General features: G+C 37.7%; 19 protein-coding genes and 1 other annotated feature. Of the genes, 18 read left to right on the top strand and 1 reads right to left on the bottom strand.

Going from position 1 to position 20664, the window contains the following annotated elements; translation table 11 throughout:
* The first annotated feature begins 10 nt into the window (after positions 1-10).
* From RWM19_RS06715 to guaA, 18 genes are all read left to right on the top strand, one after another.
* The gene (locus RWM19_RS06715; protein WP_313985211.1) at positions 11-853 is read left to right on the top strand and encodes an undecaprenyl-diphosphate phosphatase; all 843 of its coding nucleotides are present in this window, start codon (positions 11-13) and stop codon (positions 851-853) included.
* A 12-nt stretch (positions 854-865) separates the two neighbouring features.
* Positions 866-2116: a cytochrome c biogenesis protein CcdA gene (locus RWM19_RS06710; protein ID WP_313985208.1), complete on the top strand. Its 1251-nt coding sequence runs from the start codon at positions 866-868 to the stop codon at positions 2114-2116.
* Between the two features lie 153 nt (positions 2117-2269).
* Entirely contained in the window at positions 2270-3301 is a 1032-nt protein-coding gene (locus RWM19_RS06705) for a LacI family DNA-binding transcriptional regulator (RefSeq protein WP_294019966.1), read from the top strand.
* 1 nt (position 3302) lies between these two features.
* Positions 3303-4481 (top strand): ABC transporter ATP-binding protein, encoded by a 1179-nt coding sequence (locus RWM19_RS06700; protein ID WP_313985204.1) that lies wholly within the window; start codon positions 3303-3305, stop codon positions 4479-4481.
* A 119-nt stretch (positions 4482-4600) separates the two neighbouring features.
* Positions 4601-5836, top strand: coding sequence for an extracellular solute-binding protein (locus RWM19_RS06695; RefSeq protein WP_313985202.1), 1236 nt, complete (start codon positions 4601-4603; stop codon positions 5834-5836).
* A gap of 83 nt (positions 5837-5919) precedes the next feature.
* Positions 5920-7278, top strand: coding sequence for a sugar ABC transporter permease (locus RWM19_RS06690; RefSeq protein ID WP_313985199.1), 1359 nt, complete (start codon positions 5920-5922; stop codon positions 7276-7278).
* Entirely contained in the window at positions 7278-8156 is an 879-nt protein-coding gene (locus tag RWM19_RS06685; protein WP_313985196.1) for a sugar ABC transporter permease, read from the top strand. The genes RWM19_RS06690 and RWM19_RS06685 overlap by 1 nt, the downstream gene beginning before the upstream one ends.
* Before the next feature lie 84 nt (positions 8157-8240).
* Positions 8241-9008 (top strand): HAD family hydrolase, encoded by a 768-nt coding sequence (locus RWM19_RS06680; protein WP_313985194.1) that lies wholly within the window; start codon positions 8241-8243, stop codon positions 9006-9008.
* Between the two features lie 3 nt (positions 9009-9011).
* Positions 9012-10565, top strand: coding sequence for an alpha-amylase family glycosyl hydrolase (locus tag RWM19_RS06675; protein ID WP_313985191.1), 1554 nt, complete (start codon positions 9012-9014; stop codon positions 10563-10565).
* Between the two features lie 5 nt (positions 10566-10570).
* Complete coding sequence (locus tag RWM19_RS06670; protein WP_313985189.1) at positions 10571-11476, top strand: CPBP family intramembrane glutamic endopeptidase; 906 nt, start codon at positions 10571-10573, stop codon at positions 11474-11476.
* A gap of 46 nt (positions 11477-11522) precedes the next feature.
* Positions 11523-11759: a binding site (T-box leader), on the top strand.
* 47 nt (positions 11760-11806) lie between these two features.
* Positions 11807-12826: an ATP-binding cassette domain-containing protein gene (locus tag RWM19_RS06665; RefSeq protein WP_313985185.1), complete on the top strand. Its 1020-nt coding sequence runs from the start codon at positions 11807-11809 to the stop codon at positions 12824-12826.
* Positions 12826-13485 carry a methionine ABC transporter permease gene (locus RWM19_RS06660; protein WP_294023157.1) on the top strand — a complete coding sequence of 220 codons (660 nt, stop codon included), beginning with the start codon at positions 12826-12828 and terminating at the stop codon, positions 13483-13485. The genes RWM19_RS06665 and RWM19_RS06660 overlap by 1 nt, the downstream gene beginning before the upstream one ends.
* A gap of 28 nt (positions 13486-13513) precedes the next feature.
* Entirely contained in the window at positions 13514-14365 is an 852-nt protein-coding gene (locus RWM19_RS06655) for a MetQ/NlpA family ABC transporter substrate-binding protein (protein WP_313985182.1), read from the top strand.
* 152 nt (positions 14366-14517) lie between these two features.
* Positions 14518-14820: a citrate lyase acyl carrier protein gene (gene citD, locus RWM19_RS06650; RefSeq protein ID WP_294019980.1), complete on the top strand. Its 303-nt coding sequence runs from the start codon at positions 14518-14520 to the stop codon at positions 14818-14820.
* Complete coding sequence (locus tag RWM19_RS06645) at positions 14813-15715, top strand: aldolase/citrate lyase family protein (protein WP_313985179.1); 903 nt, start codon at positions 14813-14815, stop codon at positions 15713-15715. Before citD ends, RWM19_RS06645 begins: the two co-directional genes overlap by 8 nt.
* On the top strand, positions 15708-17261 hold the full coding sequence (gene citF, locus RWM19_RS06640) for a citrate lyase subunit alpha (RefSeq protein ID WP_313985178.1): 1554 nt from the start codon (positions 15708-15710) through the stop codon (positions 17259-17261). Before RWM19_RS06645 ends, citF begins: the two co-directional genes overlap by 8 nt.
* A gap of 1 nt (position 17262) precedes the next feature.
* Positions 17263-17946 carry an RraA family protein gene (locus RWM19_RS06635; protein WP_313985176.1) on the top strand — a complete coding sequence of 228 codons (684 nt, stop codon included), beginning with the start codon at positions 17263-17265 and terminating at the stop codon, positions 17944-17946.
* Between the two features lie 172 nt (positions 17947-18118).
* On the top strand, positions 18119-19660 hold the full coding sequence (gene guaA, locus RWM19_RS06630; protein ID WP_294019984.1) for a glutamine-hydrolyzing GMP synthase: 1542 nt from the start codon (positions 18119-18121) through the stop codon (positions 19658-19660).
* Between the two features lie 522 nt (positions 19661-20182).
* Here the strand turns inward: guaA and RWM19_RS06625 are convergent.
* Positions 20183-20497, bottom strand: coding sequence for a hypothetical protein (locus RWM19_RS06625; RefSeq protein WP_313985171.1), 315 nt, complete (start codon positions 20495-20497; stop codon positions 20183-20185).
* Between the last annotated feature and the right edge of the window lie 167 nt (positions 20498-20664).

Here is a 20664-nt window from a genome sequence, read left to right as displayed (position 1 = left end):
GTTAACAAAAATGGATATTATCTTAAATATTATTAAATCTGTAATTTTTGGAATTGTACAAGGTGTAACAGAGTTTCTGCCTATCAGTTCAACAGGTCATTTAATTTTATTACAGACGTTTATGCCTTTGAATGTCTTTGCCGATCCTGCAAAAAATAAAGCCTTCTGGGATGTATACAAGGTCGTGATTCAGTTCGGCAGTATTTTGTCTGTACTGTTGTTGTATTGGAAGCGTTTATGCCCACTCGGCAAAAACGTATCAGAGCCAAAGAAAAAGAATATCTACCACACATGGTTAATGGTTGTAGTGGCATCTATCCCATTAGTAGCAGGAATGTTACTGAATGATTGGATTGACAATGTGATGAGTGCACCATATATCATCGGTATTACTTTGATTCTCTACGGTATCTTGTTTATATGGATGGAGAATCGAGAAAAGAAGTTTACAGTTGAACATGTCAGTCAAATCACACCTAAGAAAGCCTTCGGTGTTGGTATGTTCCAGATTTTGGCTTTGGTTCCAGGAACTAGTCGTTCTGGAAGTACAATCTTTGGTGCAACTTTATTAGGATTTAATCGTGCAACAGCTGCAGAGTTCTCATTCTTTATGGCAATTCCAGCAATGTTTGGCGCAAGCCTTTTAAAGATTATCAAAGCAGACTTCTCATTCGGCTTTTGGCCACTCATGATTTTACTCATTGGTACAGTGGTTTCCTTTATCGTTTCAATTATTGCGATTCGTACCTTAATGAACTACATTCGTAAGAATGACTTCAAGGTATTTGGCGTATATCGTATTATTCTCGGAATTATCGTCCTGATTCTCTGCATTACACGCTTTATAGCATAGAACGGCGGTATTATGAAAGAAATTATTACTCTTGGCGGTCTATTTTTAGAAGGGTTATTATCATTCTTCTCACCATGTATTCTTCCACTTGTTCCGTTATACATTGGCTACCTTACAAAGGGTTCCATGATGACAGACGAAAATGGACAGGTACGTTATGATCGAATGAAAACACTTATTCTAACAATCGGATTCGTCTTAGGAATCTCGACAGTGTTCGTGATTGCAGGGCTTGGATCTAGTGCACTAGCAGCTGTATTCAAGCAATACACATTGCAGTTTCAAATTGCAGGTGGTGTATTACTAGTCATCCTTGGTCTAGCAAATCTACACATTATCAATATTCCTTTCTTGAATCAGACACACCAAAAGACAATGCGTGTAGAAGGTGGGATGACTTTCTTCAAAGCATTTGCGTTGGGATTTGTGTTTAGTTTTGCATGGTCTCCATGCGTAGGTCCATTATTGGCCCAAGCAATCTTACTAGCATCTACTGCTACAAACGGACTTGGTTGGCTATATATTGCGTCCTATGCGTTAGGATTCATTGTTATCTTCTTACTCATTGGATTCTTTACAGAAGAAATATTGAATCTAATCAAACGTAATAAGAATGTTGTGAAGTATACAGGTATCGCAAGTGGAATTCTTGTCTTGGCAATGGGATGCTTTATGTTATTCCAAGGCTTTACAACAATGCATGCACTACAGAATCGTTCTTCTACAACTCCTGCAGAAACAACAGTAGAGGATTCAAAACAGGATACAACTAGTAAAGAAGATACTTCTAACAAGGAAGATTCATCCACAAAAGAAAATACAGATTCATCAGCAAAGACAGCTATCGAAAAGTATAACTTTGCGCTTGTAGATGGAGAAGGTAACACTCATAATCTGAGTGATTACAAAGGAAAGACGATTGTCATGAACTTCTTTGGCACATGGTGCCACTACTGTAACGAAGAGTTTGAGGGATTACAGAAGATTAATGATGAGATGAAAGATGATGTTCAGGTATTGATGATTGCGGCACCAGGTCTAAATGGTGAGGGTAGTATTCAGTATGTTGAAGAATACATGAAGAAAAGAGGCTATAACTTTACAATTCTGTATGATACAACATTAGAAGCTACAGATACGTATCATATTTCTGGTTATCCAACAACGTATATCGTTCGACCATCAGGAGATTTCTTAGGATATGTACCAGGCTATGTATCTGAAGAACAAATGCGTAATTATATCAAGACAGCACAAGAATAGTAGAAATCAATGTTTGTGAAAAGAAACAAAATTGATTCGTTGAAAACCTTCGAAAGAAGGTTTTTTCTCTTGACACTTTGAAAACGCTCACATATTATTTTGGTGTATCCTGTAAACGTTTCCGTAAACGGTTACGAGTAAAAGGGGTTTTAAATGACGACAATTAAAGATATTGCACGTATTTCAGGGTATAGCATTGGAACAGTTTCCAGAGTTATCAATAACCATCCTGATGTTAGTGCGGTAGCAAAGAGAAAAATTGAAAAAGTAATCAAGGACGAAAAGTTTGAACCAAACTCAAATGCGAAACTTTTAAAACAATCTGCGACATCCGCAATTACGATTTTGATTAAGGGATTGCACAATGCCTTCTTTAGTATCATTGTCGAAAAGATGCAAAGTTATCTGCAGGAAAGTGGGGAAGATGTCTCTGTCGTATACTTGGATGAACTTGAAAATGAAGTGGAAGTAGCAATTCGCATCTGTAGCGAAAAGAAACCAAAGGGCTTTATCTTCTTGGGTGGCAATCAGAAATATTTCCGTGAGTCATTTGCGAGTATTAAAGTGCCATGTGTATTATGTTCAGAAAGCGCAGCAGAGATGAACTTTAGTAATCTTTCTAGCTTTACAACAGATGATAGAGAAGCGGCACGCGCAGCAGCGGAATACTTGATTCGCTCGGGACACAGAAAGATCGGCATTGTATGTGGGTCGGCTGAATCGGAAGCCGGATTGATTGGTTCAAAACGTGTGGAGAGTGCAATCGCAGCGTTTAAAGAAAACAAGATACCGTTTAATAAACGTAAGCAGTTTGTGCCAGGAAAGTTCTCGCTTGAAGATGGATATAATGGTACGATAAAATTATTAGATAGCTATCCAGAGGTTACTGCGATCTATGCGGTCAGTGACGTTGTGGCAATTGGTGCATTACGTGCAATCAATGACCGTAAACTAAAGGTGCCACAAGATATATCCATCATCGGCAACGATGGAATTGACTTTGCAAGGTATGTAACACCGCGTCTAGCAACTGTCGAACAGGATGTTTCACAACTTGCCAAACGCAGTGTAGATGACTTGTTATTAAGATTAAATTACAATAAACCTGTAATACATGAAATTATTCCATTTCATGTATTAGCAGGAGAGAGTATTCGTATACAAAAACCAGTGGAGGAAAAGTAAGATGTCAACAGTAAGTCTAAAGCATGTCCAAAAAATTTACCCAAACAGTGGTGAGGTAAAAAAGAAAAAGAAGGGCGAAGAAAAGAAAGTAAACCTAAAGATCACAGATGAAGGTGTGGTTGCGGTTGATGATTTCAATCTAGAAATTGGCGATGAAGAGTTCATCGTATTAGTAGGTCCTTCTGGTTGCGGTAAGTCCACAACATTACGTATGATTGCGGGATTGGAAGATATTACACGTGGAGAATTATTCATTGATGGTAAGCTAATGAACAACGTATCTCCTAAAGATCGTGATATTGCGATGGTTTTCCAGAACTATGCGTTATATCCACATATGAGTGTTCGCCAAAATCTTGAATTCCCACTCAAGATGCATAAGGTTCCAGCTGATGAAATCAAGGCTAAGGTTGAAGAAGCAGCTGAAATTCTAGACTTAACACCATATCTAGACCGTAAGCCAAAGGCTTTATCCGGTGGACAAAGACAGCGTGTTGCGATTGGACGTGCGATTGTGCGTAATCCAAAGCTATTATTGATGGATGAACCACTCTCTAACTTGGATGCGAAGTTAAGAAATCAGATGCGTGCTGAAATCATCAAGTTAAGACAGAAGATTAAAGCAACATTTGTCTATGTAACACATGACCAGACAGAAGCAATGACACTGGGTGACCGCATCGTTATCATGAAGGATGGCGTTATCCAGCAGGTTGGAACTCCACAGCAATTATTTGATCATCCAGTTAATGAGTTCGTAGCAGGCTTTATCGGCATGCCACAGATGAACTTCTACAGCGGTGAGCTCTTAAAGAATGAAGCTGGTAAATACTGCGTGAAGTTAGACAATGCGGTGATGGAAGTTTCTGAAGAAAAACAAGCCCTCTTGGCTGAAAAGAACGTACAACCACAGCCAATTACAGTTGGTGTACGTCCTGAACACATCTCACTTGGTGGAGATAGCGGCAAGACAATTGAAGGCATCGTTGATGTAAGTGAAATGATGGGCTCCGCAATCCACTTACACGTAAATGCGTGTGGTAAAGACAGCATTATCATCGTTCCAACACTGGATTTAAATGGTAGAACATTCAAGATTGGCGATAAGATCGACTTTACATTTGGTGGTAATGTCATGCACATCTTTGGAAGAGAATCTCATCAGAATTTAGAGTATTAATTTTAAAATTTCATAAAAAGATATTGAAATTTGAAAGCGCTTTGCATAAAATAAAACTATAGAGTTGTAAACGTTTCCAGTAACGTTTACGAAATCATACACTTTTTCGGGAGGAAAACATGAAAAGTACAAAGTTAGTATCACTTGGTTTGGCTGCTTTAATGGGTATCTCTGCATTAGCAGGATGCGGCGGCAAGAAGGAATCAAACACAACAGCTTCAGATTCTAAGGAAGTTACACTTACAGTGTGGACACCATCTGAAGATCAATCAGAAGAACAGGGCAACTGGCTCAAGAAGCAATTAGACGCTTTCCAGGAAGCTCACCCAGAATGGAAGTTAACATTCAACACAGGCGTATGCCCTGAAGGTGATGCGAAGACATTAGTAGCAGCTGACCCATCAGCAGCAGCTGACGTTTACATGTTCGCAAACGACCAGATCCCAGATTTATTAAAGGCTAACGCTATCGCTGAATTAGGTGGATCTGCAGTTGAAGCAATCAAGAAGAACAACAGTGACATTACTGTTGATACAGTAACTTATGAAAACTCTGTATATGGTGTTCCATTTACAGCAAACACATGGTTCATGTACTATGACAAGCGCGTCTTCTCTGAAGATGATGTTAAGAACTTAGACACAATGCTTACAAAGGGTAAGGTTGGTTTCCCACTCTCTAACTCTTGGTATATTCAAGCATTCTACGCAGCTAACGGATGCACATTATTCGGTGAAAATGGAGCAGATGCTAAAGCTGGTATCGATTTCGGTGGTGAAAAGGGTACAGCAGTTACAAATTACTTAGTTGACTTAGTTCAGAATCCTAACTTCAAGGATGCATATGGTCTAACACCAAGCACATTAGCTGATGGTACAGTCAATGCATTATTCTCAGGTACTTGGGATTACAAGGCAGTTGTTGACGCTTTAGGTAAAGAAAACGTTGGTATTGTAGTTCCTCCTAAGTACACATTAAATGGTAAGGAATTACAGTTAAAGGCATTCGCAGGTTCTAAGGCTATTGGTGTTAACCCAACAAGTAAGAATCCAGAAGTTGCAGTTGCATTAGCTTCATTCTTAGGTGGTGCAAAGGCTCAACAAGCTCACTACGACTTACGTAATATCATTCCTACAGATACATCATTGAATGTTTCTGATGCATTGGCTAAGGCACAGATGGATACAATGGACTTTGCTTCAATTGTACAGCCACTACAGTCAGGCATGGCTCAATATTGGACACCAGCAGAATCAATGGGTAAGGAAATCGTTGCCGGTACAGTAACACACGAAAATGCTGCTGAAAAGACAGAGAGCATGAACAAGGCAATGAACACTGCTTCCGTTCAATAATATTGCATTACTGATTAAAAGAATGTGGTTGAGATACTTATTTTAACCGCATTCTTCTTCGTTTATAGAATTGAGGTAATCGTATGGAAAATAAAAAGATTCAGGACAAAGTCACCGTGTTAAAAGCGATAAAATCCGGTGATTTACAAACGAAACTATCCATCCCATTTATGGGACTTGGTGTATTTTTGAAAGGGCAGAAAATCAAAGGTTGCCTCATATTCCTTCTGGAAGTAGCGTTCTTCTTATATATGGCTACTTCTGGTATCCATGCTTTATCATTGCTACCATCACTGGGTGATCAAGCACAAGGTAAAGTATGGAATGAAGCAAAACAAATTTTCGAATATTCTGTCGGAGATAACTCACAGCTCATTCTCTTATTTGGTGTTGTCGCATTATTTGTTATCGCAGGTTTTATCCTCTTATGGGTATTACAGATCAAACATGCATACAAACTACAATTAAAGAAAGCAAATAATGAACATGTCAATTCCTTTAAGGAAGATTTGAAGTCTCTATTAGATGGAAACTTACATATCACATTGATGTCATTACCTTGTGTTGGTATCTTAGTATTTAATATCGTGCCATTGGTTTATATGATCAGTATGGCATTTACATCTTATTCCAAAGAAGATGAACACTTACAGTTGTTCGATTGGAATGGACTAACACAGTTTAAGCGTGTATTAAACTTCAGTGGTAATATGGGTAAACAGTTCTGGCATGTTCTTGCTTGGACAGTTGTTTGGGCTCTTGTTGCGACATTCTTAAACTACATTACAGGTATGATCCTTGCAATGATTATCAACCGTAAGGAAACAAAGGCAAAGGGATTCTGGCGTTTCTGCTTTGTATTATCTATTGCAGTACCACAGTTTATTTCCTTGATGATTATGAACATCATGTTACAACCATCAGGCGCAATCAACGTATTACTACAGAATAGTGGAGTTATTAGTGCACCTCTACCATTCTTAACAGATGCGATGTGGGCTAGAATCACAATTATTGTAATCAACTTATGGATTGGTATTCCATATACAATGTTACAGGTTACAGGTATCTTGCAGAACATTCCAGGTGAGCTCTATGAAGCAGCTCGTATGGATGGTGCAGGACCAGTGATGATCTTCTTTAAGATTACACTTCCATACATGTTATTTGTTACTACACCATACTTGATTACATCATTTGTTGGTAATATCAATAACTTTAACGTTATCTATCTCTTGTCAGGTGGTGGACCAACATACGTTGGAGATACTGCAGGTCAAACAGACTTGCTTGTAACATGGTTGTACAAGTTAACAATCGATCAACAGTACTACAACTTAGGTGCAGTTATCGGTATCTTGACATTCATCATCTTAACAACAGTCACATTGATCACATATCGTAGATCGAAGTCTTATCAGAATGAGGAGGCGTTCATGTAATGAGTACGAATACACTAAAACGTAATAAAAAGAGCGTATCTAGCCGTGTTGGTAACTTCTTCGTTCATGTATTTCTAGCAATGCTAGCAGCGGTATGGGTATTACCAATTTTCTGGATCATCCTAACTAGCTTTAGAGCTGAACAGGGATCCTATGTAAGTACATTCTTCCCTAAGGGATATACACTTGCAAACTACATTAAATTATTTACAGACCGTAACGTCTTAAACTTCCCACGTATGTTTGCAAATACACTTATTATTGCAATATTCACATGTATTATTTCAACATTCTTTGTATTATCTGTTTCATATAGCTTATCTCGTATGCGATTCAAGCTACGTAAGCCATATATGAACTTAGCGATGATTCTTGGTTTATTCCCAGGATTCATGGCGATGATTGCCGAATACTATATCTTAAAGGCACTTGGTTTAACAGAAGGTTCTGCAGTACGTCTAGCATTAATTATTGTTTATTCTGCTGGTACTGGTTTAGGTTTCCAAATTGCCAAGGGTTACTTTGATACGATTCCACGTTCTGTCGATGAAGCAGCGATTATGGATGGTGCGACACAGTGGCAAGTATTTACAAGAATTACAATGCCATTATCAAAGCCAATCATTATCTATACAGTCATGACTTCATTCATAGCTCCATGGGTAGACTTTATCTTTGCGAAAGTTATTGTTCGTGCAAATGCAGATCAATTTACAGTCGCAATCGGTTTATGGAATATGTTACAGAAGGAATATATTAACCAGTGGTACACAAGCTTCGCAGCTGGTGCGGTTATTATCTCTCTTCCAATCGCAATCTTATTCGTATACATGCAGAAATTCTACGTTGAAGGAATGTCTGGTGCAGTTAAAGGATAACAAAACAAAAACGGTAGAACCTTTTGGTCCTGCCGTTTACTTTGTAAAATCGTAGTATGATAGATATGAATCAGGAGGACTCACATGAAAACGTATATCTTTGACTTGTATGGAACACTCATTGATATTCATACGGAATTACATAATCATAAGGTATGGAAAGCACTATCAGACATGTATGCATGTTATGGTGCAATCTATACACCAGAACAGTTTAAACAAGCATATTTAAAGTTCAATAAAGAAGAGTGGAAACGAGTAGAAGAATTACATCCTGATACATATATAGATATTCAATTTAAAAATGTATTCAAACGTCTATTTGACGAAGCACCGATTCATACGGAAGTATTACCAATTCAAGATATAGAAACCTGGTTACTCTTTGTGGAAACAGAGTTTAGACGTTTAACAAGAATACGTTGTAAACCATATCGCAATACCATCAAAACATTGCAAACACTAAAGCAACAAGGTCATCAGATTATCTTACTGTCAAATGCGCAGCGTTCTTTTGCGCTTGCAGAGATGGGTATCTGTGATTTAATCCCATACTTTGACCATATGTATATCTCTGCTGATTATGGAATTCGTAAGCCAGAGAAAGTATTTATGCAAAAAGTATTAGATGACCATCAACTTGATGTTTGTGATTGCGTCATGATTGGTAACGAAGTAGGTAGTGATATGCAAGTTGCGGCATCTTGTGGGGTAACTGGTATATTATTAAATACAGCACATCGCAAAGAAAAAGTAATTCAGGAAGAATTAGAAACATTACAACAAGAATATCCAAACTTCCAGTATCAAATCATTACTTCAGGGGATATTTTAGAAATTTTAGGAGAATAAGTTATGCCAACATGGTTAAAAGATGCAGTTTTTTATGAGATTTATCCACAGTCATTCTATGATACAAATGGAGATGGTATTGGGGATTTAGAAGGTATCATTCAAAAGTTAGATTACATCAAGGAACTTGGTTGTAATGCATTATGGATCAACCCAATGTATGACTCGCCATTTATGGATGCAGGATACGACGTGAGGGATTATAAGAAGGTTGCGGCTCGTTATGGTACGAATGAAGATGCGTATCGTTTATTTGAGGAAGCACATAAGCGTGGTATCAAAGTATTGCTAGATTTAGTACCTGGTCATACGTCTGATGAACACGCTTGGTTTAACGCAAGTAAACAGCCTGAAGAAAATGAATTCTCCAGTCGTTATGTATGGACAAACGGTGCCTTTGTAGGTGTCAAAGACCACCCATATATGGCAGGTATGTCAGATCGTAATGGAGCATATATGTTAAACTTCTTTGCGTCTCAACCAGCACTTAACTATGGGTGGCTAGATCGTACAGAGAGCTGGATGTCTGCGGTGGATAGTCTAGAGGCTATCGCTACCAAAGAAGCAATGAAAGATATCATGCGTTTTTGGTTAGATCATGGTGCAGATGGCTTCCGTGTTGACATGGCAGACTCACTTGTAAAAAATGATGATAACAAGAAATCAGCGACTGCGAAAATCTGGCGAGATGTTCGTAATATGCTAGATCAAGAATATCCGGAAGCTGCACTTGTTAGTGAGTGGTCCAATCCAGAACAGGCAATCAATGGTGGTGGCTTCCACATGGATTTCTACTTGGATCATTGGCACAATGGATACAATACATTACTACGTGATTATGAAACAGGTGGAGAAGATAATAGTTTCTTCTTAAAGAGTGGCAAAGGTGATATTTGTCGTTTCTTAAATGACTATATGCCTAAGTATAAGGCAACTAAAGAGAATGGTTATATCTCCATGTTTACATGCAACCATGACACACCACGTCCTGCAAATACATTAACTCCTGACGAGTTAAAGATTGCGTATGCATTTATCCTAACTATGCCAGGTGTTCCATTTATCTATTATGGTGATGAAATCGGTATGCGCTATATGAAAGATATCCGCTCCAAAGAGGGTGGCTTCCATCGTACAGGCTCACGTACACCAATGCAGTGGGATAATAGCGTAAACAAGGGCTTTTCAACTGCTGAAGCACATCAACTCTATCTCGCAGTGGATTCATCTGAAGATGCGCCAAGCGTAGCAGATCAAATGAATGATGATAATTCTCTCTACTCGACAACAAAGTCTCTTGTGGCATTACGTCACATGCATGCAGACTTACAGGCTGATGCAGACTTTAATGTAATTTATGCAGAAAAAGAGAAGATGCCATTTGTATACAAACGTGGAAAGTTGATACTAGCAATCAATCCAAGTAGTGTAGAAGAAACAATTTCTCTTGATGAGCTACAAGGTTATAACCCAATCTATACAATTGGAAAAGCATCTATTGAAGATACAACTCTTACAATCGGACCAAGTTCGTTTGTAGTACTTCAAAGAGGATAAATTTTATGAAGTATGTCAATAATGGCTTACGTGTATGTTGGATTTTTTTCAAGACTGTTTTATGGGAACTATTAACAGAACTGATTAGTGTTATTATTTTAACCATTTTATTTACAATTAAAATGCTGCAGTTATATGGAAAAAATATGAATTCACAGGATCTTTCTAGTTATATTTTCCATGATTTAGAATATGATCCAGTATTTTTTGGTTGCCTTCTTATACTCAATATTATCTTAATATTAGTCTTATATGTAATATATCATCGTAAAGAACCGGATATGTTACCATTTGAACGTAAGAATTGCATTTCAAAATATATCAAAGGGTATATTTGTGGTCTAATCTTATTTACATTGATTTGGCTTATTTCTCTTGGGCTTGGCGGTTTCCAGGTTGAATTGATATTTAAACATGGAAATATAGCTATGCTTTGTTTATTCTTTGTTGGCTATCTCTTTCAGGGAATGAGCGAAGAGGTACTATTTAGAGGATATCTTTGCAAAAGACTAAGCACATTTCTTCCACTTCCAATGGTAATTGCGTTGACAAGTTTACTATTTGCTGTAATGCATTTGGGAAACGATGGAATTTCAATACTAGCATTTATTAATCTTGTTATATTTGGTGTATTTACTGCGCTAATTCGCTATCATTCAAATAGTTTATGGTTCATAGGCGCTTTACATTCTGCTTGGAATTTTACGCAGGGACCACTTTTAGGAGTTGCTGTATCAGGCAATGGTAATCAGCAATTTGTTCTTTTTTCAAAACTAAGTGATACAACTACGCTTATTAATGGTGGCAGTTTTGGTTTAGAAGGTAGTTTAATAACAACACTTATTTTGTTGGTGGCTATTTTTGCAATTACTAAAAAGTTTAGTTGTATTGAAAAACTAATTTGTAAATAAAATTCAAAAAGTTATTGACATTTATTAAATTCAAAATAAACTATAAGCATAAGCGATGATAAGAAGAGTAGCTGAAAGATAGTATCACAGAGAGTCCTCGAATGCTGAGAAGAGGATATACGAAGGTTTAGTGAAGATGGTCTTGGAGTTGTACTTCCGAAATGTAGGGAGTACCGGGATGTCCCGTTATAGACAAAGAGTATGTTGGTACTCAATGAGGTATGTATTGTGAAATGCATATGAACTAAGGTGGTAACACGAGATTATTTATCCCGTCCTTACATGTAAGTGTAAGTGCGGGATTTTTGTTTATATAGATAGGAGGAAGCGATGATTGAATTAAGTAACATAGTTAAAACATTCAAAGCAAACAAGGAAAACATCCATGCGGTAAACGACGTTTCATTAACAATTAACGATGGTGAAATCTACGGTATCATCGGATATTCCGGTGCTGGTAAGAGTACGTTAATTCGTTTGATTAATCAACTAGAAGTACAGACAGCTGGTGATGTAGTGATTGATGGTGTTAACATCAAGGAACTTAGTCCTAGAGAATTACGTTTACAGCGTCAACAAATTGGCATGATCTTCCAACATTTCAACCTCCTATGGAGTAGAACAGTCGCGGAAAACATCGAACTTCCTCTAGAGTTCGCGCATGTGCCTAAAGCAGAGAGAAAACAAAGAGCAGCTGAGCTAATCGAAATGGTGGGCTTAACTGGTAGAGAGGATGCATATCCAAGTGAATTATCAGGCGGTCAGAAACAAAGAGTTGGTATTGCAAGAGCGTTAGCGAATTCCCCAAGAATTCTGCTATGTGATGAAGCGACATCAGCACTAGACCCTGATACAACAGAGCAGATTCTTGAGTTATTAAGAGAAATTAATCGACGTTTAGGAATCACGATTGTGATGATTACACACCAGATGGAAGTGGTACAAAAAATCTGTACACGAATGGCTGTGATGAGTGATGGAAAGATTGTGGAAGAAGGAACAGTTAAACAATTGTTTGAACATCCAAAACACGCAGTCACAAGAAGATTCGTACAGAATATTGAAGCTAACCAAACAATCGAAGAACTAGCTGAAAGTTTGAAAGAGAAATATCCAAGTGGTAAGTTACTTCGTTTATCTTTTACGGGAAATAACGCAGAGCAGCCAACGATTATCAATGCGGCAAGACTTGTACCATTTGAAATATCAATTGTTGAGTCAAACATCTCACAATCCTCCGTTGGGCCAATGGGTGTAACATACATTCATATCAGTGGTGGCGTAGATAGTGACTACAACAAGTTTGTGACATACTTAACTGACAACAATGTCATTGTGGAGGTGCTCTAATGATAGGCGGCGTACTAAACTTAGATCAGCTATTTACAGCTATCAATGAAACAATCTACATGACACTTGTATCACTTGTACTTGCGACAATCTTAGGATTACTGATTGGTATCCTGTTGTACTGTACACAAACGGGTGGTCTATTCCAAAACAAGATTATCAATCGAGTGATTGATGTGATTATCAACGTATTACGTGCGATTCCATTTATCATCTTACTGATTATCTTGATTCCATTTACAAAGCTGATTGTAGGAACGATGTTAGGGGCTACGGCAGCTTTACCTTCACTGGTGTTTGCGGCAGCGCCATTCTACGCACGAATGTGCATCATCGCATTCCAAGATGTAAACAAAGGTACCATTGAAGCAAGTAAAGCAATGGGTGCCAGCAACTGGCAAATTATTCGAAAAGTATTACTTCCTGAAGCATTACCATCCTTGATTTCAGGAATTACAGTAACAGGAATTTCCTTAATCTCTTATACAGCCATGGCAGGTGCTATCGGTGCTGGAGGACTTGGAAACCTAGCATACTTATATGGTTTTGCAAGAAGAAATGAATTGATACTTTATACTTCAACCATCATCATTATTATCATTGTATTTGTTATACAGTGGTTCGGTGATGCAATCGTAAAACGAATCGACAAACGATAAATATATAAAAAGAAAAGGGAGAAAACTCATGAACAAGATTACAAAGATTATTGCAGCAGCTACATTCGCATTAGGCTTAACAGCTTGCGGAACATCCAAAAAAGAAAATGCATCCACAACAGCTTCAGACAGCACTAAGTTAACAGTGATTGCAACTGCTAACCCACACGCAGTGATTCTAGAAGAAGCAAAGTCTATCTTGAAGGACAAGTACAACATCGACCTAGAAGTAACAGTTACTGATGATTACTTCATTCCAAATGAAGCAGTATCCAACGGAGAAGCAGATGCAAACTACTTCCAGCACGTTCCATTCTTTGACAAAGAAAAGAAAGAAAAGAACTATAAGATTTCAAATGTAGGTGGTATTCATATCGAACCATTTGGAATCTACTCTAAGACAATCAAGAACGTTTCTGATATTAAGGATGGTTCAACAGTTGTTATTTCTAACTCTGTAGCAGATAACGGTCGTATCTTAGCAATTCTTGCACAGGAAAACCTTGTGAAGTTACCAGATAACGCAGATGTATTAAACTTAACAATCGCAGATATCGATAACGATACAAACAATCCTAAGCACTTAAAGTTCCAGGAAGTAAAACCAGAATTACTCGCAACAGCTTATGAAAACGGTGAAGGTGATTTAGTAGCTATCAACGGTAACTTCGCAATCAATGCTGGTCTAAAGCCAGGCTCTGATGCATTAATCCTTGAAAAGGCTGATTCAAAGAACCCATATGTAAACATCATCGCTTGCCAAGAAGGTCATGAAAAGGATGAAAAGATCCAAGCTTTAGTTAAGGTATTACAGTCTGAAGAAATTCGTGAATTCATCAAGAAGAACTGGTCTGATGGATCTGTTATCCCAGCTGAATAAGAATTAATATTGGTCATGCATGCATAGTGCATGGCTTTTTTTGTTGGAAATATTCAGATAAATATCAATTTCTCTTCACATGTACAATTTGAAGAAGAGTGATACTCTAGATGTAGATGGATTTGAATTAACATCTATGGAAAGGATGTAGTATGGAAATTAAAGAAACAGCCAGTGCGGGAACAATTGAAAAATGTGATTGCCTTGTAACAGTTTCAAAGGGAGAAGGGGATATCAAAATCAACCTTTCTTCAAAAGTTTTATATCAATATGGTGATAGTATCAGAAATACAATTCTTCAAACATTAAAGAAATTAGATGTAAATGATGTGACGGTTGATGTTGAAGATATGGGTGCTTTTGAGTATGTGATCGTTGCTAGACTAGAAGCCGCAATCTATCGTAGTCAGAAACAGATGGATCAAATTCCATGGGGAGATTTACTACATGAATAATATGAATCAATTACGTCGAACGATGATGTTTTTAAATGCACAAAAGCCAAATTTACTAAAAGATCCATTTATTTACAAACCGGATTCTTTGATATTTGATTTAGAAGATGCAGTTGCACTAGGTGAAAAGGACGCAGCTCGTTTTGTGCTTGCTCATGCGCTTCAGAGTGTTGATTATCAAAACTGTGAGAAGGTAGTCCGTATCAATGGAATTGATACACCATTCTGGAAAGAAGATATCCGTTGTGCAGTATACGCAGGCTGTGATAGTATCCGTATTCCTAAGACAGAGTCAGCTGAAGATGTAAAATCAGTTGAAGCAGAAGTATTAAAAGCTGAAAAAGAAGCGGGTGTTGAAAAAGGTCATACCTTATTGATGGCTGCGATTGAATCCGCTAAAGGAGTCATCAACCTTAAGGAAATCTGTACAGCCTCTTCACGATTATTTGGAGTAGCACTATCTGCTGGTGATTATACAAAAGACTTACATACAGTCATCACTGGTACAGGTGTTGAACTCTCAGGTGCTAGACAGTTAATGGTAATTACCGCAAGAGCAACTGGTGTTCAATGTTTCGATACTGTCTATACAAGCCTTGATAATATGGAAGGCTTGAAGGCTGAAACAAAACTAATTCATGATATGGGATTTGATGGCAAATCGATTATTAATCCAAGACAGATTCCAATCGTTCATGAAGTATATACACCAAGTCAAGAAGATATTACCTTTGCACAAAAAGTTGTGAAAGAGATTGATGAAAAACGTGCACAGGGTATCGGTGTATTTACTGTGGATGGCAAGATGATCGATGTTGCATTCTATGATGGCGCAAAGAGAACGATTGCGCTTGCAAAAGCTGCAGGTGTATATCAGGAGGTGGACAATGCTTAATGCAGTAGGAAGAGATATTCCACAAGAAGTATTAGATGAAACTGGTAAAACAGTCTTTCAGGGAACATATCAATTTGACCAACACGAATATACAAAAGCACCTGTAAAGGCAAAAACTCGTATAGGTGGTAGCGGTAGTAAACTTGAAAGTAGTATTCAAGAAGTATTACAGAAGTGTAATGCCCATGATGGTATGATAATTAGTTTCCACCATCACTTCCGTGAAGGTGACCTAGTGGTAATGCAGGTGATGAATGTCATACATGAATTAGGGTATAAAGATATTACAATTTGTGCTAGTTCCTTAAGTAAAGCACAAGATGACCTTGTGCCAATGATTGAAGATGGTACTGTAACACATATTGAAACATCTGGTGTTCGTGGCAAGATTGGTGAGGCTATCAGTGAAGGGAAACTGAAGGATATCGCTATTTTGCGTTCTCATGGTGGAAGAGTGCGCGCGATTGAAACAGGAGAAACAAAGATTGATATTGCCTTTATCGGTGCTCCAAGTTGTGATGAGTATGGAAACTGTCGAGGTGTTGGTGGTAATAGTAATTGTGGTGTATTATCCTATGCTGCAATCGATGCAGAATATGCAGAGAACGTCGTAGTGTTAACGGATTGTATCGTTCCATTTCCAAACTTTCCGGCAGATATCAGTATGACAAATGTTGATTATGTCATCAAAGTTGATACGATTGGCGATGCGGATAAGATTGCGACAGGTGCCGCACGTCCTGTAACAGATATGAGAAAACTCATGATGGCACAAAGTTGTGCTGATTTTATCGCATGTACACCAGCGTTTCAGGATGGATTTTCATTCCAGACAGGAATTGGTGGAGCTTCTATCGCTACGGCACAATGCCTTGCGGAAAAGATGAGAGAAAAGAATATTCATATGAGTTTTGGTGCTGGCGGAATGTCAAAACCAATGTGTGATTTATTAGAAGAAGGTCTTGTAAACTGTCTTTTAGATACACAGGACTTTGATGTACCTTCGATTGAGAATCTAATTTCTAATCCCAAACATTACTCCATCACAACAAAGGAATATGCAGATCCTTTCTGTAAAGGAGCTGTTGTAAATAAACTGGACTTTGTCATTCTAGGAACCTTAGAGGCAGATATTCACTTCAATTGTAATGTTGTAGTAAGCTCCGAAGGAGAACTGATGGGTGCACAAGGTGGTCATCCGGACACAGCAGCTGGTGCGAAATGTACAATTGTCATTACACCACTTTTACAAGGAAGAATTCCAACAATACGTAACCAGGTTACAACGGTTACTACACCTGGTGAAACAGTCGATGTCATCGTCACAGATCACGGTATTGCGATTAATCCAAAACGGCAGGATCTATTAGAAGTCGCACAAAACGCACATCTTCCTATTAAGAAAATCGAAGAGTTGTGTGATATTGCATATCATATGGCAAAAGAACCTGCGCCATTAGAATATGAAGATAAGGTTGTGGCTATCATTGAAGCTAGAGATGGCACCATCATGGATGTTGTTCGAAAGAGAAAGGATAAAAACTAATATGACAATCGGTTTTCGTGCCTTTACAGACTTTGAAAGACCTTCACCGGCGCTAATTGAAGCGTATCGTAGTTTACCATCTGCTAATATCGGCGATTGTTGTTATAAGATGAACTGTATGTTTGATGGCATTCATTCCTTCAATGATATTCCACTTTGTGGTCCTGCCTTTACTGTCAAGGTTCCAGCAGGAGATAACCTTGTGGCACAACTTGCCTTAGACTATGCAAAACCTGGGGATATCATTGTGATTGATGGTGCGGGGTTTACCAATCGTGCTCTTGTTGGAGGAATGATGGTAACTTACGCAAAGGAAAAACAATTAGGTGGTTTTGTAGTAAATGGTGCAATCAGGGATGTTGATGACATCAAGAATAGTCCAATTCCCGTTTATGGCATTACCCAAACACCATTAGGGCCATATCGCAGTGGTCCAGGTGAAATGAATGTGCCTGTATGTTGTGGTGGTCAAGTTGTAATGCCTGGAGATATCATCGTCGGTGATCATGATGGTATTGTTGTAATTCCGCAAAAGGATGCGGAGGAATTATTACAAGCTGTAAGGAATAACTTGGCACACGAACAAACAGAGATGAAAAAGATGAAGAGTGGAACATATACAATGCAGGAACATCAAAAAGAATTCCTAGAGAAATTCTTGAAAAATGGTGGCGTCTTTAAATAGAAAAGAATGGATTGGAGAATATCTAATGAAAGATGTTCTCCAATTTTTTATCATAAGTGCAAAATAGACCTTCAACATCAATGAAAAAGGGAAACAATTACAAAAACACAGCGCATTAAATGCGATTTTCATGTATGATATTTGTAATGTAATAAGAGAGTAGGAGATTAGAATGGCAGATAAAATTATCGTCTTAGATTTTGGAAGTCAGTACAACCAGTTAATCGCACGACGTATTCGTGAATTTGGAGTTTATAGTGAACTTCATCCAGGAGATATGACACTTGCAGAAATCGTTGCAATGCAAGATGTAAAGGGAATTATTTTCTCTGGTGGCCCAAACAGCGTATATGAAAAGGATGCACCTAAGTGTGATCCAGCCATCTTCACATCAGGCTTACCTATTTTAGGTATCTGTTATGGTATGCAGATGACACACTTCATGAATGGCGGAAATGTTACACCATCCGACAAGAAGGAATACGGTCGTACAGAAATCACAGTAGATACATCATCCCCATTATTTAAAGGTTTACCTGAAAAGCAGATTGTTTGGATGAGCCATGGCGACCAAGTATCTACACTAGCAGAAGGATTCCATTCAATTGCAAGCAGTGATACATGTCCATTTGCGGCTAGTGCAAACGATGAAAAGAAGATCTACACATTACAGTTCCACCCAGAAGTACGTAACTCTGAGTACGGACTAGATATGTTAAGAAACTTCGTATTCAACATTGCTAAGGCTGAAAATAACTGGACAATGAAGGATTTCGTAAACCAACAGGTAGAAGAAATCAGAGCACAAGTTGGTGATGATAAGGTATTACTAGCATTATCCGGTGGTGTAGACTCATCTGTAGTAGCTGCTTTATTAGATAAGGCAATTGGCAAGAATCTATACTGCATGTTTATTGACCACGGTCTTTTACGTAAGGGTGAAGCAGAAGGTGTTATGGAAACATTCACACGCAATATGTCACTCAACCTCATTAAGATTGACGCAAGAGAACGTTTCTTGAATAAACTTGCAGGTGTATCAGACCCTGAAGAAAAGCGTAAGATTATCGGTGGTGAATTCATCTATACATTCCGTGATGAAGTAGCCAAACTCTTACAAGGAACAGATATTAAGTGGTTAGCACAAGGAACACTCTACACAGATATTATTGAATCAGGTACAAAGACAGCACAGACAATTAAGTCACACCACAACGTAGGTGGCCTACCTGAAGATATGAACTTCAAGCTCATTGAACCATTAAACAAGTTGTTCAAAGATGAAGTACGTGCATTAGGTACAGAGTTAGGATTACCAGAAGAAATGGTATGGCGTCAACCATTCCCAGGACCAGGACTTGGTATTCGTGTACTTGGAGAAATCACAGAAGAGAAGTTAGAAATTGTTCGTGATTCAGACTTAATCCTACGTGAAGAAATCCGTAATGCAGGACTAGAAAGAGATATCTGGCAATACTTTACATGCTTACCAAACATCCGCTCTGTAGGTGTTATGGGAGACCAACGTACATACGACTACACAGTCGTTATCCGTGCAGTTACATCTATCGATGGTATGACAGCAGACTGGGCAAGAATCCCATACGATGTACTCGATAAGATCTCCACACGTATCGTAAACGAAGTGAAACATGTTAACCGTGTAGCCATGGATATCACATCCAAGCCACCGGGAACAATTGAGTGGGAATAGTATAAACAAGCATAATCAGAATTTAAAACCAGCAAATAATTTTTGCTGGTTTTAAATTGTTATTAGAACATTAAGGATAATCCGTTATAAGTTATAAAATTGATTTAAAAATTGAATGAGTTCCTCTTTAGAAATATGATTTATACCCAATTGATTAAGATTGAATTCTTCTTCATTTATTTTTTGAATAAAGAATGATAAATCTTCTTTAATTTTATTCGGTAAAGTCATATTTAAGTTTGGTGATAGTAAAGTAGATAAACGAATAATATCATTTCTGTGTTTTTTAATATCTTTACTATCAATTAGCTCTCCATGTTCTTTTCTATATGTTAAGTCTATCCATGCTTTAGCTTTAAATGGAATAATGTGTTCTGCATTAAGGATAGAGATATCATCAATCTTTGATATCCCTTCGGTAAGGAAGTTGTAATAAGTATCATCTAATAAAATGGCGGATAGACTTGAAACTTCGTCATCGATATGAATTGGTATTATATTCTGTTTTATGGATGATAAAAGTCAATCTTGTTTTCTAGAGAATAATTCAATCATTTTAGGGTAATCAGGAGATTTTGGGTTTGAGAAACGGTAGTATTCAGATTTGTTAGTTGTTTTGCTTATATGTTCGTAACCTGCATCATTGATATATTGCCAAAATATCTCACAGAATTCTTTTGTTAGGGTTTCAATAATGAGTACCATATCAATATCATTTGTAGCACGGAAATTTAACGAATTATCTGACATCAAAAGTTCACATGCGGTTCCTCCGATAATGACATATTGATCTTCGAAACCCTTAAAATATTCTTTGAATGATGCAATTCCAATCATAGTATGCTAAAACGTCTCCTTAAATATTTTCTTTAGTAAATTTTCGATTTCAATATCTAATCTTTCATCTTTGTTTCCTAATAGAGATAGGATTAAAGAAATGTCATCGATAATTTTTTTGTTTTGGCTAAAGAGTAGCGGATTGTATTTCCATATTTGTAATTCAA

This window comes from uncultured Solobacterium sp. (assembly GCF_963517755.1).
Taxonomy (GTDB): domain Bacteria; phylum Bacillota_I; class Bacilli_A; order Erysipelotrichales; family Erysipelotrichaceae; genus Bulleidia.
Note: the sequence above shows the minus strand (reverse complement) of the source record. Positions and strands in the feature narration are given on the sequence as shown.